At 39.6% G+C, this 17395-nt stretch carries 7 protein-coding genes; 2 read left to right on the plus strand and 5 right to left on the minus strand.

Annotation, left to right across the window (positions count from 1 at the left end; translation table 11 throughout):
* Positions 1-78 precede the first annotated feature (78 nt).
* Both LB467_RS01835 and pruA read right to left on the minus strand, forming a co-directional pair.
* A complete protein-coding gene (locus tag LB467_RS01835) occupies positions 79-10299 on the minus strand; it encodes a LamG-like jellyroll fold domain-containing protein (protein WP_224472327.1) in 10221 nt (3406 codons plus the stop codon).
* 328 nt (positions 10300-10627) lie between these two features.
* A complete protein-coding gene (gene pruA, locus LB467_RS01840; protein WP_224472328.1) occupies positions 10628-12271 on the minus strand; it encodes an L-glutamate gamma-semialdehyde dehydrogenase in 1644 nt (547 codons plus the stop codon).
* A 139-nt stretch (positions 12272-12410) separates the two neighbouring features.
* Here pruA and LB467_RS01845 point away from each other — a divergent pair, with 139 nt between their 5' ends.
* On the plus strand, positions 12411-13133 hold the full coding sequence (locus LB467_RS01845) for an NRDE family protein (protein ID WP_224472329.1): 723 nt from the start codon (positions 12411-12413) through the stop codon (positions 13131-13133).
* Here LB467_RS01845 and apaG read toward each other — a convergent pair.
* The 3 genes from apaG to LB467_RS01860 all read right to left on the minus strand — a co-directional run bounded on the left by apaG (position 13125) and on the right by LB467_RS01860 (position 15875).
* The gene (gene apaG / locus LB467_RS01850; protein WP_224472330.1) at positions 13125-13511 is read right to left on the minus strand and encodes a Co2+/Mg2+ efflux protein ApaG; all 387 of its coding nucleotides are present in this window, start codon (positions 13509-13511) and stop codon (positions 13125-13127) included. The genes LB467_RS01845 and apaG overlap by 9 nt on opposite strands.
* Positions 13512-13611: 100 nt before the next feature.
* Entirely contained in the window at positions 13612-14541 is a 930-nt protein-coding gene (locus LB467_RS01855; RefSeq protein ID WP_224472331.1) for a DUF3667 domain-containing protein, read from the minus strand.
* Between the two features lie 80 nt (positions 14542-14621).
* A complete protein-coding gene (locus tag LB467_RS01860) occupies positions 14622-15875 on the minus strand; it encodes a type IX secretion system plug protein (RefSeq protein WP_224472332.1) in 1254 nt (417 codons plus the stop codon).
* 171 nt (positions 15876-16046) lie between these two features.
* On the opposite strand from LB467_RS01860, the gene LB467_RS01865 reads away from it, so the two are divergent.
* Positions 16047-17390, plus strand: coding sequence for a Na(+)-translocating NADH-quinone reductase subunit A (locus LB467_RS01865; protein WP_224472333.1), 1344 nt, complete (start codon positions 16047-16049; stop codon positions 17388-17390).
* Positions 17391-17395: the final 5 nt, after the last annotated feature.

Here is a 17395-nt window from a genome sequence, read left to right on the forward strand (position 1 = left end):
AACTTTAGATTTAAAGCTCTAAAAACCAGTTAAAAAGATGTTTTGATCTTATTGCAAGATATTTTTGTAAGAAAATACCTACTTCATTATAAATTTTTTGTCTCTATGTCCTATGGTGGTAATGAGTTTTACGATATAAACGCTGGTACCTACCTGATTTATATTAATAATGTGTTGTTTTTCTCGTGGTATATTTGTGTATTTCTTTACTAGTTTTCCGCCTAGATCAAACAAAAGTACCTCCGAAATTTCTATTAGTTCAGGGTTATCAATTCTAAGTTCCCTGGTATTATGATTATAGCCGAAATCTATTGTTGTGATTAGCCCTGGTTCTTTAGGGATTTTCGGAACTAATTTAGGATTATGAAAAACTATTTCAAACCTGTCATGAATCTCTCCGGGTGTTGAAACGGCATCATAGGCACGTTCTTTTAAATCATGTATGCTATCGCTTAATTTATCATTTAAATAAACCGGAATTTCATCAGGGAAATTTTCAAGGCTATCTATTTGAATTTTAAAATATCCCTCTTCGGCTGCCTTTATTCCAAAAGGTAAGACCTGGTCTTTTTCAAAATCTGGGACCGCCTGGATAACAACTTTAGCAGAATCTATTAACCAGTACATATCCTCCAGGTTATCCTCTATTAGTGGGGCATCGTACCCAAGATCAAAACCATTAGTAGTGCTATTATCTCTTGTAACCAAAATTTGACGATGATAACCTTTTGGGGAATGAAACTTAAGCCTAATCTTAGCTCTTTCATCTATTTCTGGAGTTTTTGTTTTTTCTCCTTTGGTTAGGGGCTTGAGAAAAATTGAATTACCTGAACTTTCTCTTACTCCCCGGCGTTGGGCATTTCTAAAAACAATATCTCCACCCTGAACGTTTAGGGAAGAAGTGCTTGCAATGTCCTCATCTAGCGCAGTATTAAGAAAAAATCCCTGGGCTACGGCAATAAAATCCTTAGGGATTTTAGTTCCACTTTGATTGTTATCATTGATTCGTTCATCCTTTGAGATCGCATTTACGCCTCCGGCTAAACTATATGCTGCATAACCCCCAACATATTCTCTTAATATATGGGTCTGTCCGCCAAAATGATCCCAGAAATAAATAACTCCATTAAAAATGTTTTTGGTATTTCTGGCACCCGAAACATCGGCACTACTTAAATTATCCAGAATAAACTCCCTGGCATCTAAAGCAGAAGGATAGGGATTCCCAGTAAGATAATTCATTTCCGGGCCAATATATAAAGTGAAATTACCGTTATGGGGTTTTCCTCTAAAGACATAATTCTGACGCATATCGATAGAAGCTGAGCCTGAAGTACCTTTCATTGTAAAGCCTTCCCCGGTTTTCACCATTTTGGCACTACCAACTAAATCCCAATCTCCGTATTCATTTGCTCTACCATTAAAACCATATAACCAGGAATTACTAATAATTATTGGGGTTGCTCGCTCGCCATCGGCCACAAAATGACCATTTCTGAAACTAATTGCTACAGGATTCGCAGAATTTGTTCCATCCATAAGTATCCCTCCAATGGTATAACCGGAATTATTAAATGAATTTTGTAAACTTACCGGTGAACTCCAGTAATTATAATTATAACTGCTTTGAGTGCCTTGTTGATCCCGTTCTAAGTAACCGCTACTAGCTTCTTCCAGAACACTACCTTCATCCTGTAAAAGTTGTGACTCTCCTACTAAATCTATAAAACCATTTAGTTTTAAATAATGGCTTACTCTTATAAACTGTCCGGTATTATATTCGTCCATGGCATCCCGGGGATCGGCAATAAGCAGTTCTTTTTCTTCTGAAAGCAACCCTAAAACCGTAATATCCTTATTCCCAGAGGAGATATTGTGTGAAGTTCTTACAATGTTCCAATCAATTGGAGTAGTGCCATCAATTCCGTTACTGTTGGGAGCATCCCAAACATCAAAATGAGTCCAGGTATTATCGATAGCCCAATTTTGGCCGTCTATCCTGGAAGTGTAGGGAAGAGGTGCTGTATTTACCTGAAAGGTTTCCATATTTACCAGCCTGCCAGGAATCGATATATTTGCAAGATCGATGGTAGTTCCATTAGCAACCAAACCTGGGTCTGCAAGAAGTTGATAATAGCCTTCAAGGTTACCAAAATTTAGTCCGCCAGGCACATCCATTGGGATTTCTACCCCCATTTGAGTGCCATTATTGTAAAGGCGTTGGTTCATCATAAACCTGATCTGTTCTTCCGTTAAGCTTCCGTTCCAAATTCTAACTTCTTCTATCCACCCGCTAAAATAGTTTTCAGCACTGGAATTTGCATTATTCCACCTGGCACCGATTAAGGCTTTTTCGCCACTATTACCCAGGCTAAAACTACCGATTTCAATTCCATCTACGTAAATTTTGTTATTAGAAACCGCAATGTGGTACCAACGGGAATTAATATTAACTCCTATTGGTAAATTTTCCATATTGATTTCAAAATTAGGTCCGCTAATAATGGTCCCGGTTGAAGCTTCAGGACGAATCCAGGCTTCAAAACTGTAATTTCCGGTATACGTAGTTCCCAAATCAACATAATCGTCTACGCCATCGAAGTCCAGGGCAATACAAGGATTGAGATTAACTTCCAAAATTTCAGGGGCAATCAAGCAACCAGTATTATCTATTAATACATTGTTGTCATCTTTGGCAGTAGGAACCAATTCCCAAGAAACCATTAGTGTTCCAAAATTATCGGCTGTTATAGTTACATTTGGGTTATTAACAACATTCCCGGTATATGCAGGATCTGTATTATTTAGTTGATATGTTCCTCCTTCAATTTTCCATTCCCCCATATACCCGTCAGGAGTTGGATAACTATTTATAATTCCCGTGGTAGAACCGGTAGCAGTAGCAGTTAGTTTCGCACTATAATTACCACAACTACCCATTTCGGCACTTACGGAGGTAGTATAATTATCAAAAACAAATACCTTCAACTTTTCAGAATGTACAGCGGTTTCACAGGATCCGTTGGAGTACTCAAGAGTGGTGGTAATATCGGATATATTCCATCCGATTTCTTTGGGATACCAGGTTTCTGTATAATTATGTCCTATAATTACAGAGGTTTCACCCGTATGATCTCTCCAAACCATACCCACATTCGGACCATTGGGAAGCATAATTTCATCCACCACCCATACGTTGCCATCTTTATTTCCCTGATAATTAAAACGGATCTGCAAGTTGTTCATACCCATATAGGCACTTAGATCAATCTCAATTTTATTCTCAGGTCGGGAATCTATGTCTCCTCCACCAAAATTATTTGCATGACCGCTATTAGCCGGTCCTTCCTTAATGTATAGCTGTTGCCAGGTGGCACCACCATCTGTGGTAATTTCGACCATTATATATGAACCATCGGTAAGGTTATATGCCTGATCGAAAGTTAAAATAGCCTGATCCATTGAGGTTATGCTGAAAACAGGAGTAATTAATTTTGATCCTGGAAAGTTTCCTGAAACAGCTGCGAAACCTTTATTTCCATCAGTAGCACCGGTATCATATCTTACAAGGGATAAGCTGGAAGGATCATTTATATTTGCGGTCCAGAGATCTACGGGATTTGTTCGCAACCAATTGGCAGCTCTGCCATTATCTGCACTTGAATTAAAGTTCCCCTCGCTACCATCACTTCTAATTATTGTCCAGCCGTGATTGGTTATGGAGGAATTATCAAATGCCCCTCCCTCTCCTATATCAGCACCTTCTTCATATCCGCTCCCGGCTGTTAATATAACCGGGTCTCCCAAACATACCGCATTCTTATCAGCAGTAACGGGGGTGGGCTCAATATCAGACGAAATAACACTTAATATAGCCGATTTGGAAGCTGCAGTAGTACAGGAACCACTACTTAAAATCACCTGGAAGACAGTAGTTTCACTTAAGCCAAGGCTTTCAATCTTTGATCCCGGTAATGTAGATCCGGTAAAAGGTGAACCATCAGTGTTCGTAACTGTTTGCACTGTACCGGAAAAGGTTTTATAATTCCAGGCTTCGATTTTTCCGGAGTAATTGCTTAAAATAAGATCAGCAATTAAACCGGTATTTCTTTCGGTGATTTCACAGGTGGTGAAAAGGCGACCAAATTCCCCAAAGGTTAGTTCTCCACCAATAGCAGGACTGTCTATTCGTACATTAACGGTAGTTGAAACTTCCTTGCAAGTATCGGTTGCTGCAAAAGTATAGGTAACCGTATGTACATCAGTTTCGTCATTAGGATTATTTGCTGTGCTTGCTGCAACATCAATTACACCGTTAGCATCTACAACCAAACCAATTGAAGCGGTAAAGGTACCTCCTGCATCCCCGGAAATAACCGGCGCAGGTGTGACTCCTGAGCTCTGACAGTAAGCAGGACTATCATATGAAAAGGAGGCATCGGGTAATTTTTCAATAGTAATTGTAAATTCAGCAATTACAGGGTCGCATCCGTCACCCTCCAAATCAACGGTGTTAATAACTGTATAGATGCCGGGAGTACTTGCTGCCAAATCTATTTCACCGGTAGATGTGCTAACGAATATAAGTCCGCTATTGCCTGTTTTTTCTGAAAATGTTCCTGCAATAGCATTGCCTGCAAACTGCGCTATTGGATTTGTGTTATCTGAACAAAATTTAGATGCTGAATAAGTGAAATCTGGTATAGGTTCGTCATTTATAACTATTTCAAAAGTAGAAGATACTTCTTCGCAGCCTTTAGCAGCCGCAATGGTGTTCGTTATTGTATAAGTTCCAGGTGTACTTTCAGAAAGATTTAATTCTCCGGTAGAAGTGTTAACAAAAACTAAGCCTGTAGTACTGCTAAAAACACCCGCAGAACTTCCGGCATCTAAAAGTGCAGAAGGGTTTGCTGAGGTCTTACAGAAAGGAGAGTTTGTATAAGTAAAAGTCGCAAGAGGTAGTTGAGTTATGGTTACCTGAATAGTTTTACTCACCACTTCACAGATAGCACCGGTAGGGGTAGAATAAGTAATATCGTATAAACCGGGATCACTACCTGCCTTTATTGCACCCGGATCAAAACCTGTCTCAGCAACAGTAACCAGGTTTAAAATATTTCCGGAAGGTTCTCCCGTCGCCGGTTTCCATGAAAAAGTACCACCGCTAAAAGCATTGGTTCCTGAAACAACAGGTGCAGCAATGTCAGAATTTGTACAAAATTCTGTAGCACTTCCACTGTAGGTTATACTGTCAACAGTGGGTAAAGGTTGTATTTTTATTTCTTTTGTGGCAATTACTTCTGAGCAACCTTCCAAGCCATATGCAGTAAGAGTAAGTACAAAATCAGTAACATTTTCAGCGGGAGTGAAGGTGGCCTCTGTTAAGGATGTTTCATTCGCGATAGTTCCGGATCCTGCCGGTACTGTCCATTTTACGGAAGCAGCATTAGTCACAGAAGCTCCATTTGTAATATTATAAGCATCCCCGTTAAAACAAATTTCCATGTTCGATCCAACTGCATCAATTACAGGGGTGGGGTTTACAGTTAATGTAACAACCTCTGAATAGGCTTCAGGACAGGTCCCACCTGTGCCGGTTATCACTACATCATATTTATTAGAGTCCTCTACAGAAGCAGCGGGTATGGTAAAGGAAGCCGTATTGGCCCCGCTTATGTTGACACTATTTTTTCTCCACTGGTAAGAGGCTATAGAACCGGTAGCCGTTATACTAAAAATTACATCTGTTCCTTCACAAACGATCTGGGAAACAGGTTGTTCATCGATAGTGATGTCTTTGTTTACATTTAAAGTGACCTCATTAGATTTTACTGTTTCACAGGAACTGTCCCCGCTTACCACCACATAATAAGTGGCGGCATCGTTCAGGCTGGCCTGATTAAATTTAAGAGTGGCAGCATTTGCTCCTGTAATATTTGCAGAATTGGCTACAGCTGTCCCGGGAGCAGTACCTTTGAACCATTGATAGGTAAGATCATCTCCATAGGCAACTACACTTAAACTGGCAGGACTGGTAACACAAACTCCTATGTTTTGTGGCTGAGTGGTTATGATCACTTTTTCTTTAATAGTCAATATTATAGAATCACTAACAGCCATACAGGGTCCGTCAGGATCATTTGTGGTGTAGGTCAGAGTTACTGCACCTGTACTTACATCATTAGAACTGGGAGTATATACTGCAGTGGGAGTATTATTGCTGAAACTTCCCGAACCACTTGTTGTCCAAATTCCCGAAGTTGCCCCTCCGCCTAAAACTGCATTCATTGATGCAGTTTCATTAGAGCATATAATTTGATCGGCACCAGCATCTACTGTAGTTGTTGGGTCTACTCTGACATTGAAAGACTGTACAACTCCATCGCAGCTATTGGCCGAGGGAGTAATGGTAATAGTGGCGGTTATCGCAACATTGGTAGTGTTAGTATTAGTTGCAGTAAAACCAGGGATATTTCCTGTTCCGCTTGCAGCCAATCCAATTGCTGTATTGTCATTAGTCCAGGTATAAGTTGTACCCCCCACGCTTCCGGAGAGAACGATCTCGGCAACAGCTTCCCCGTTGCAGACTACAATATCGGCAGGTTTGGTAACAGTGGGGGTTGGATTAATCGTGACGGTAAAGCTCTGCGAAGTGCCCTCACACTCATTGGCAACAGGGGTAACAACAATAGTTGCAATTATGGGAGAGTCGGTGTCGTTTGTAGCCGTAAAAGCTGCTATATCTCCCGTTCCGCTTGCTGCTAAACCAATTGCAGTATTATCATTTGTCCATTTATAGGTTGTTCCGGTTACACTACTACCCGAGAAACTGATAGCTGGAACGCCGGCACCATTACAAACAACTACATTTGCCGGCTTTGTGACAGTAGCTGTTGGATTTACAGTAATGCTAAATGTTTCAGGTGTCCCTTCGCAATCATCCACTACAGGGGTTACTGTTATGTTGGCTGTAATGGCTTGCGATGTAGTGTTGGTAGCAGTAAATCCAAGAATGTTTCCCGTACCGCTGGCGGCAAGACCAATGGAAGTATTGTCGTTTGTCCATTTAAAAGTTGTGCCGGTAACGGTTCCGGAAAAAGTTATGTCGGATACTGTGGCACCGTTACAGGCGATAATATTTTCAGGCTTGGTTACCGTAATATTTGGATTAACAGTTATGCTAAAGGTTTCCGAAGGTCCTTCACAGCCGTTGGCAGTTGGCGTGATTGTTATAGTGGCAGTTATCGGCTGACTGGTTGTATTTGTTGCTTCAAAAGAAGGTATATTTCCGGTTCCGCTGGCGGCAAGACCAATGGAAATGTCACTATTTGTCCAGGCAAAGGTTGTACCTTCCACACTTCCCGAGAAAATTAATTCAGAAACTGCTTCACCATTACATGCAATTATATTGGCGGGTTTGGCAACGGTGGGAATAGGTTTCACCGTTATAGTCCCTGTTTGTGTGGCCTGTGTGCAGGTTCCGGAGGTGGTTTGAGGTGTGGTTGTAGTTACTGTATAGTTAAAAGTTCCTACTTCGGTAGGAGTTCCGCTTAATGTGAAAGTTTTATTGCTGTCGCTGTAAGTTCCTGTGATTCCTGCCGGAAGACCGGTAACGGTTGCACCATTTGCTGAGCCTCCAACGGTAAAATTGATTGAAGTAATAGGGGTATTGTTGCAAACTGACTGAGTTTTATTTGCAGGATCGCTTATTGTGGGAGCTGAAAGAACAGTTAATACCATACTATCTACTGCTTTTTCACATGGACCCTGGGGATCTATAGTGGTGATTGTTAATGTTACTGTTCCGCCATTTACTATTGAAGATGGTAGAGTATAGTCTCCATTTAATTGGTTTTCCAGGTTTCCGCCCGGAAAACTTCCTCCACTAACACTTGCACTCCAGGTAAAATCTTTAGTCTTAGTTATAACACCTCCAATTTCCCCCGCGAGTTTAATTGAGGTGGTTCCGGCACAAACTACCTGGTCTGGCCCTGCGGAAGCATAGGCAAAACTATCCACGCTAAGTGCAAGTTTTGTACCTGGGGTTGGTCCGCATTCATTTCTGCCATTTACAGTCAAATCTCCACTTATGGCGGTACTTGCGGCGGTAACGGTAACAGAATTTGTAGTTGTTGTTACCACTCCGTTAGTTGTGGTACCGGTGGAAGCTGTCCATCCAGAGGGAAATGTCCAATTATAGGAGGTAGCACCGGAAATGGGTTTTACGGTATAAATTAAACCGGAGGCCACCGGGCAAACTCCTGTTGGGTTATGAGAGGGGTCGGTATTATCAAATTCAGGTGCTACACTGCTAATAGGGCTGTCAACCTGGGTTTGAATAGAATTGCTTTCTGCAGTTGCAGTCGTAAGACAAGTAGCATTTGAAGTCATTACCACTTTTACAACATCATTATTATTTAAACCGGTGGAAGTATAGGTTGAATTTGTTGCTCCACTAATTGAGCTGTTGTTCAAATACCATTGGTAAGATGGTGATGCCCCCCCATTAGTAGCAGTCGCAGTAAATTTTACCGAAGTTCCGGAGCAGATGATATTATCGGCATCATCTGAAGCTATAGATACAGCGGGTGCCAGGTTTTCATTCACCGTAATTGTTCCCTGTAAACTTTCTGAATTTTGACAGGTTCCTGTTGCGGTCACTGTATAAGTGTGGGTTCCTGTTGTAGCGGTGGAACCGCTGATAGTGAAAGTTTTATCGATAGAATTATAACTCCCGGTAATTCCGCTTGGTAAACCTACTGCGGTAGCGCCGGTACCGGTTTCTCCAACAGAATAAATAATAGGTGCGATTTCCGCTCCGGAAACTCCTCCTGCGGCACAAACTGTCTGGGTGCTATTTGATGATGCTAGTGCTATAGTAGCATCAGGATTAACCTCTATGGTTCCGGAAGCAGATGTTTGAACACAATTACCGGTTGTTGTTACTGTGTAGGAAAAACTACCAAAAACACTGGGCGTCCCACTTATGGTAAATTTGTCTCCACTGAAGGATCCCGTTACTCCTGTAGGTAAACCTGATACTGTTGCCCCTGTTCCCCCGCCTCCAATGGTGAAAGCAATTGGAGAAAGAGCAGTATCAATACAGAGAGTCTGGTTTTTATTAGTCGGTTCGCTTATGGTAGCATTGGCGGTAACCGTTATGATTCCGGTAGCAGTGGTTTGTACGCAGCTTCCGGTTGTGGTAACTGTATAATTAAATGTTCCTGACACAGTGGGAGTCCCGCTTATTGTGAATTTTCCATCGGCAAATGATCCAGAAATTCCTTCCGGTAAACCTGAAACACCGGCTCCGGTAGCCCCGCCTCCAACGGTAAAAACAATTGAGGTTATAGCAGTGTCAATACAAACGGTCTGATCTTTATTTGAAGGCTCGCTAATAGTAGCATCTGGATTTATTGTTATAGAACCGGTAAGACTGGGAGAATCGGCACAGGTACCTGTCGCTGTCACTGCATATTCAAATATCCCTGTTGAGGTGGAAGATCCACTTATTGTAAAGGTTTTATTAGTACTGTTATAAGTGCCGGAAATTCCATCAGGCAAACCTGTAATGGTTGCATTATTTCCCGTTCCACCTATATCATAAATTATCGGATTAATTGATACACCGGCACAAACTGACTGATTGGTGTCTCCTGAAGAAAGGCCTATCGTAGCATCAGGTTCAACAGTTATTGCTATGGTATTTGTACTGGTTGCAGGTACTTCAGTCGCGCATTTTACATCAGCAGTAACTTCTAAACTTACCTGATCCCCATTATTTAAAGTGGTTGTTGTAAAATCCTTTGATGTGGCTCCGGTAACATTAATACCATTAATTAACCATTGGTAAGAAGGATTAGTACCTCCATTGGTAATTGGCCCGTGTGAAAATGTAACAGATTGCCCAGAACAAATGGTGGTGGCGGTTGCATTGATCTCAAAAGACACAGTAAGCGCGGCATTTACGGTCATTGTCAAAGCTGAGCTGGTAAAAGTACAGGATTCTGTGTTGGAGGTTACAATGACTCTTACTTTGTCAGCGTTAGAAAGAGTAGAGGTGGTATATATATTGCTGGTACTGGCAGTGCCTACATCGCTCTCATTAATTTGCCATTGATATACCAAATTCATACCATCTGTAGGATTGGCAGTAAAAGTTACAGAAGTTCCCTCGCAAATTTCCGTGCCTTTATCGGATGATATACTCACAGAACTTGGACACTGCCCAAACCCATCTACCGGGTTTAGAAAAAATATCGAAAATATAAATAATAAAGAAAGTAATTTTTTTCCCATAATTGCAGAGCGTTAGAATATGAATTACGTAGGGATATTTAGTTAAATGACTTGATGTTATAAGTCTCTGGGGTAGGGATACTTAACAATTAAAAATACTACATTAAAGGATTATTTTTCTGAAAATTCGTTGAAGCGGAACTTTATTCGACTAAAGTCTTATTTTGCGATTTTTCCTACAAAATCATCTTAAGGTTCTGAAATCCAGTATTCTATTTTTTTAAAGGGAAGATGCTTTAGAAGTGATTAATTAAGGCAGGTGGAAATATTACATAAAAAAACCGCAGCTCTCGCTGCGGTTTTAAATTGAAATTATATTCTTACAAGATTATTCTCCTAAAAATGGGTATCTGTAATCTTTTGCTGGTACAAAAGTTTCTTTAATTAATCGAACTGATGTCCATCTAAGGAGATTCATCTTAGAACCTGCTTTATCGTTAGTACCGCTGGAACGGGCGCCACCAAATGGTTGTTGTCCAACTACAGCTCCGGTAGGCTTGTCGTTTATATAGAAATTACCTGCAGCATTCTGTAGTAAATCTGTTGCTAGCGCGGCCATATAACGGTCTCCAGAGAAAACTGCTCCTGTAAGTCCGTAGATGCTTGTGTTATCTACAGTTTTAAGAAGGTCTCTCCATTTTTCTTCGCTATAGTTTTTATCGTCATACACATAAATTGTAACTACAGGACCAAATAATTCGGTTTCCATAGTGGTGTAATTAGGATCTGTAGTTAAGATTACAGTAGGCTCAATAAAGTAACCTTTAGATTTGTCGTAATTTCCTCCAATTACCACTTCAGCATCCTTATCTTTTTTAGCTCGGTCAATATAACCAGCTAATTTATCGAAAGCTCCTTCGTGAATAACTGCATTTATAAAGTTAGACATATCTTCAGGAGATCCCATTTTGAAGGATTCTAAATCTGTTTTCACAAATTCTTTAATCTCTGGCCATAGGCTTTTTGGAAGATAAACCCTTGATGCGGCACTACACTTTTGTCCCTGGTATTCAAAAGCTCCACGGGAAATTGCAGTAGCTACCTCCTTTGCATTAGAAGTTGGGTGTGCAACAATAAAATCTTTACCCCCGGTTTCTCCTACAATTCTTGGGTAGGTTTTATAGTTATTGATGTTGTTACCAATTTTGCCCCAAATTCCTTTAAATACGTTTGTACTACCAGTGAAATGAATCCCTGAAAAATCAGGACTATCCAAAATTACGTTGGTAATCATTTCAGGATCTCCCATTACCATATTGATTACACCATCTGGCAAACCGGCTTCCTGAAATACCTCCATAATTACCTGTGCAGAGAAAACCTGGCTATCACTTGGTTTCCAAACGGCAACATTCCCCATTAGGGCAGCACTCGAAGGAAGGTTACCGGCAATAGCGGTAAAGTTGAATGGCGTGATAGCATATACAAAACCTTCGAGAGGTCTGTACTCTACACGGTTCCAGTTTCCTTCTGAAGATTCCGGCTGCTCGTTGTACATATCTGACATATATTCTACGTTAAAACGTAAAAAGTCACATAGCTCACAAGCCGAGTCGATTTCTGCCTGGTATATATTTTTTGACTGCCCAATCATCGTGGCAGCGTTAATTCTGGATCTATAAGGGCCTGCAATAAGATCGGCTGCTTTTAAGAAAATAGCAGCGCGTTGTTCCCATTCCAGTTTGGCCCATTTTTCTCTGGCTTTTAAAGCCTCGTCTATCGCTTGAGTAACGTGCTTTTTCTTTGCTAAATGGTAAGTTCCTACTTTGTGCTTATGATCGTGAGGAGGACGAATATCTGCTGTGTCTCCTGTTTTTATTTGTTCAGATCCAATATAAAGTGGTACTTCCATATTGGAATTATAAAGATCTTTATAAGTGAGTAAAACTTCTTCTCTTTCCGGGGTTCCCGGGGCATAAGTTTTTACTGGCTCGTTAACCGCGTGCGGAACGTGAAAAAATCCTTTTCCCATAGTTATTTAGTGTTTTTTTGGTTTTCAATTATTATTGTTATAAAGGTAAAAAAATTAGGTGATTTTGAATGCTTCTGAAAGCGCATTCACGAAAGCTTAACTATTTTTGTAAATTCAGTACTTTTATTAAGAAAATTTTATGTGCACCATAAGTATCACTCCTCATCCTAATAACTCTCACGGAGTTATCTTAACATCTAACAGGGATGAAGCAAGCGAAAGGGAAACCTCTTCACCAGATTTTAAAACCGAAAAGGATACACTTTTGCTTTTTCCCGAAGATGCGGTAGCCGGTGGGAGCTGGATTGGAGTGAGTGAAAAGAAAAGGATTTTATGTTTAATGAATGGTGGTTTTGAAGCGCATAAGCGTGAAGATTATTACCGAAAAAGCAGGGGGGTAGTCTTAAAAGACTGGCTTATTGCTGAAAATATAAAAACCGATATTGAAAATTATAATCTGGAAAATATTGAGCCCTTCACAGTTATAATAGCCGATTGGTCTTCAGAATTATTTTTTGCTGAATTTGTCTGGGATGGAAAACACAAGCATTTTAAAGAATTGTCGCTTCAGCCGAAAATCTGGTCGTCTTCTCCTTTGTATACTTCAGAAATGAAAAAGCTTCGGGAAGAATGGTTTTCAAACTTTCAAAAGGATAAAAATCTTTCAGCTGAAAACTTATGGGAGTTTCATCATTCCGCAGGAAAAGGGGATAAGGAGATCGATTTAATTATTGATCGCGGATTTCTTAAAACTAAAAGTATTTCACAGGTAGAATTCTTACCCGGCAAATTGAATTTTAAATATGAAGATCTTCAAAAGGAAAAAATAACGAATAAAGAATTCCCGGCAGATTTAATTTAAGGCAAACGGAGCGCTTAATTTAAAAACAGGAATTTTAACCCTGAATTTTCTAGTGGAGCTAAAACTTATCATATTGTAATAGCCACTCATAGAGCCAAAAGGTGAACTTAGCAGGCAACCGCTTTGGTAAGTATGGGATTCCCCGGGTTTTAAAACCGGTTTTTGACCAATTACCCCTTCGCCCTGAACAATTTCCGTATTATTTAAAGCATCTTTAATTTTCCAGAAACGTGAGGTTAATTGTACTGAATCGTTACTTTGATTTTCAATAGTTATATGATAAGAAAAGGCAAAACGGGAACCCAGGTTCTTAAGGAAAGTACCTTCAAAATTGGTGTTAACCGAAATTTTTATGCCTCTTGTAACTTGTTGAATCATATATTAGTAAATAGCGAAAGACGCTAAAATTGATATTATTGCTGCGACTCCTGCTAAAATAAAAAATATAAAGTTTAAGAGCACAAACTTTACAACCGTTTTAACACGCCCCTGGGTGTAAAATCGGCGTAAGGCTTTGTATAAATAAAAGGCGAATATAAAGATGAATGCCGTAAAAGCCCAGTTTCCCGGAAATATATAATCGAGAAATAGCGCAATACTTAATAGAATTAAAAAAGTTGGTTTGTACGTGAAAAGTAAAAATTAAATGCTCAATATAATTAAAGGCTTGTCTTATATATAAAAGCCAAATAAATAATGCGAAAACCGGTAAATAGAAGAAAATGATAAAGGGAAGTTTATTGATGAAGTAATTTAAAAACAATCCCGGATTCTCTTTTAAGGTATTCCAGTCTACTGCTTTTTTATAGAGCCAATGGTTATAAGCGGTCTGGGGGTAGGAAAGACTATCCATCGCAGTTTCAGCATTTCTAATAGAGGTTTCTTTGTAAAACCTTGAATAAATATTGAGTTTTATATTACCCGCATCCAGGTAAATCATAGTATCCAATTCCTGGTTAGGAACATAGAATTCCCGGTAAGAGCGCTTTGCGTTACGCTGCTGATTTACAATTAAGGAATCCAGATTGATTTCAGTGCCTCCCGGACCTGGGATCAAATTAGGTTGGGCAAGGCTGTCTTGCGCCAGGGCTTCAATTTCTTTGTCATCTACAATGGGTCGTACATTTTCAAAAGAATTACCAAAACCCCAGATTAGAAAAAAGATAATAGAGGCGCTTAAATAAAATTTGAACGGATTGGCGTAGCGCATTCTTTTCCCTTGAATATAATCTTTGGAAATCTTTCCGGGAGAAAATAATAAAACTCTTAAGGTACGGTGGAACCGGGAGTCGTAGGCAAATATTCCGGAGAAAAATTCAGCGAAAAAATCGTCGAATTTTAATTTTTTAATACTGTTTAATTGCCCAGCTGGGGCAGTATTTATCACTTTTATCCAGCGGAAATTCACAGTTTAGGCATTTAATGCCCCTGTACTTGAGATCATATCTACTGCCTGCCATTTATATAATGAGTTGGTTATTCTCGTAATTAGTTGGTGATCGTGGTAGAATTTGCGGTGCCTACGCCAATTAAACGGTCATATCTCGCACCCGGACTTCTGTAATAAACCAAAACCTGGTAGGAGTTTTCGGTTTCATCAAAATTTCCGGTGAAAAAACCTTCGTCTATCATTCCATCAGGGCGTTTTAGCACATATTTATAGTTGTAAAATCCCTGCTTAAAAAGCCTTGCGCCTTCATAAAGATCGGAATTTTTATTGTATTTAATATGGGTGCTTTCGTCTAAAATAAAATTATTGAACGCACCATAAATATGTACTTCACCTCCATTTAATTCTGAATAATTCTGAAGTTTAAAATGCACCCAAACATATTCGGCTTCTATTGAAGGATTTTCGGCAGGTAAACTTCTTATTACAAACTGTCCGTTTATATCAGGGTTGTAAGTATATGGCTCGTTGGCCCGGGTACGATCTGGAAATAAATAATGATGATACAGCTCATTTAAGGCAACCGAACTGATATCGCCGGTAGGAGCTCTTAATTCTTTATTGTCAAACTGAATATACTCGTTGCCGCCCCAAAAAGCAGTTTCGGAATCATAGCGATAAACCAGTTCATTACCAATATTGTATTGAGGCTTAATATTTGTAATTGCTGTCTTTAAATTATGATTTTGGGCTATAAGCACATTAACAGTATTATCCGGGTTTTTGAGAATTAAATCTTGTGACTCAATCGTAAAATTCACCACCTGCTTTTTATCTATAAATTCAAGATCCCTGGAACGTCTAAGATTTACCCTAACCCGGGCTATGTTTTCATAAACCATAAATTTTCGGGAGAAGACCAGTTCTTTTTCGCCGTTAAAGATCTTGATCATATAATTTCCACTAAGTTTAAAACCTCCGGTGTCTTCATTAGGGATCCTTAGCTCATAGTGAGAAAATGGTTGAAGCGTATTATAAGAATTCAAATAATTAAAGATCCTAATGTCATCAAAACCGGTCAAATATTCAGATTTTGCCAGTTGGTTGGGCGTCCAGTCGTAGTTGTAATGTTCTATGGTGTAGTAGTAATCGGCTTCATCACCAATAATATCATCAAATTTTAAAGTTAAGCGTTCACCCATCCTTAAAATGGGGTTTCCGTTATTGCCTTGCGAGTTTCCAAAGAGCTGAATGCTTCTTATATAATTGGGAGGGAGTGTTTCCTCTGCTGGCTGGGCACTCAATTTTAAAGATAGAATTAAGATAAAAACGAATAAAGAATATTTTTTCATTGGAAATAGAATCTTTGCAAATGTACTTACAAATCTTATTCCGTAATTTTTAACATTTCACTTTAACAGTTTTAAGTGCTTAAAAATCTTCGTTTTCTTGGGAGAAGTGCAGTTAAAATTCCTAAATTTGCACGACTCAAAACAAAAAATTTTTAACATACACTCCATCCTATGTCAAAAGACATTCGAATTAAAAGAGGATTATCTCTAAAATTAGAAGGGGAGGCGGAAAAGGAGCTGGTAAAGGCTCCAAGGTCTAAAACCTACGCAATCAAACCGCCAGATTTTCACGCATTGGTACCTAAAATGGTTATAAAAGAAGGGGCTAAAGTCCTTGCCGGCGATGAACTTTTCTTTTCAAAATACACAGATGAATTACGTTTTACCAGCCCGGTTAGCGGGACACTTAAGCAAATTAAGCGTGGTGAAAAACGTAAAATCATGGAAGTGATTATAGAGGCCGATCCTGAAGACACTTACAAAGATTTTGGAAAAATGGACGCTGCGTCTTCTGATGCTGAAGCTGTAAAGCAGCGCATTTTAGAAAGTGGTTGTGGTGCATTTATTAATCAACGTCCCTACGATATCGTAGCGGATCCTAAAGATACGCCTAAGGCAATCTTTATTTCTGCGGTAAGTACGGCGCCTTTAGCTCCAGATTGGGGCTTCATCCTAAAAGAAAAGCAAGCTGCTTTTCAGGAAGGAATAAATGCGCTTAAAAAACTTACCCCTGGAAAAGTGCACCTGGCAGTAGATGCCAGTTCGGCGCAATACTTAAAAGACATTAAGGGGGTAGAGCTTCATAATGTAAAAGGACCGCACCCTGCAGGAAATGTTGGGGTTCAAATTCATAAGATAGATCCTATTAATCAAGGAGATAGAGTTTGGACAGTGAATCCTGAAGATGTGACTATTATTGGTAATCTTTTCCTTACCGGAAATTATATAGCTGATAAAACCGTTGCTGTAACAGGAAGCGAAGCTACCAACCGCAAGTATTTTGCTACTAAGATCGGGGTTGAAGTTGCAGATCTCATCAATAAAGTTGATGAAGATGTTCGCATCATTTCAGGAAATGTGCTTACTGGATTTAAAGTGGCCTATGACCAGCATATAAGTTTCTTTGCGAACGAAGTGACTCTTATTCCTGAAGGAAATAAGTATAGAGCTTTTGGTTGGTTGCCATTTACTTATAATAATATTCACTCCAATTCAAGAACTTCATTGTCCTTTTTGTTCCCCAACAGGAAATTTAAGCCTACTACCAATTTAAACGGAGAAGAGAGAGCTCTTGTGGTAACCGGCGAAATGGAAGAGGTTTTGCCTATGGATGTTTACCCTATGCAGCTTGTTAAAGCCTGTATGGCCGGTGATATTGAGAAAATGGAGAATCTTGGGATCTATGAAGTAGCTCCGGAAGATTTTGCTTTGGTAGAATATGTGAATACATCCAAGATTGAGATTCAGGATGTAATTCGACTTGGTTTAGATTTAATGATTACTGAAGTAGGTTAAAAAGC

This window comes from Salegentibacter tibetensis (assembly GCF_020164485.1).
GTDB classification, from domain to species: domain Bacteria; phylum Bacteroidota; class Bacteroidia; order Flavobacteriales; family Flavobacteriaceae; genus Salegentibacter; species Salegentibacter tibetensis.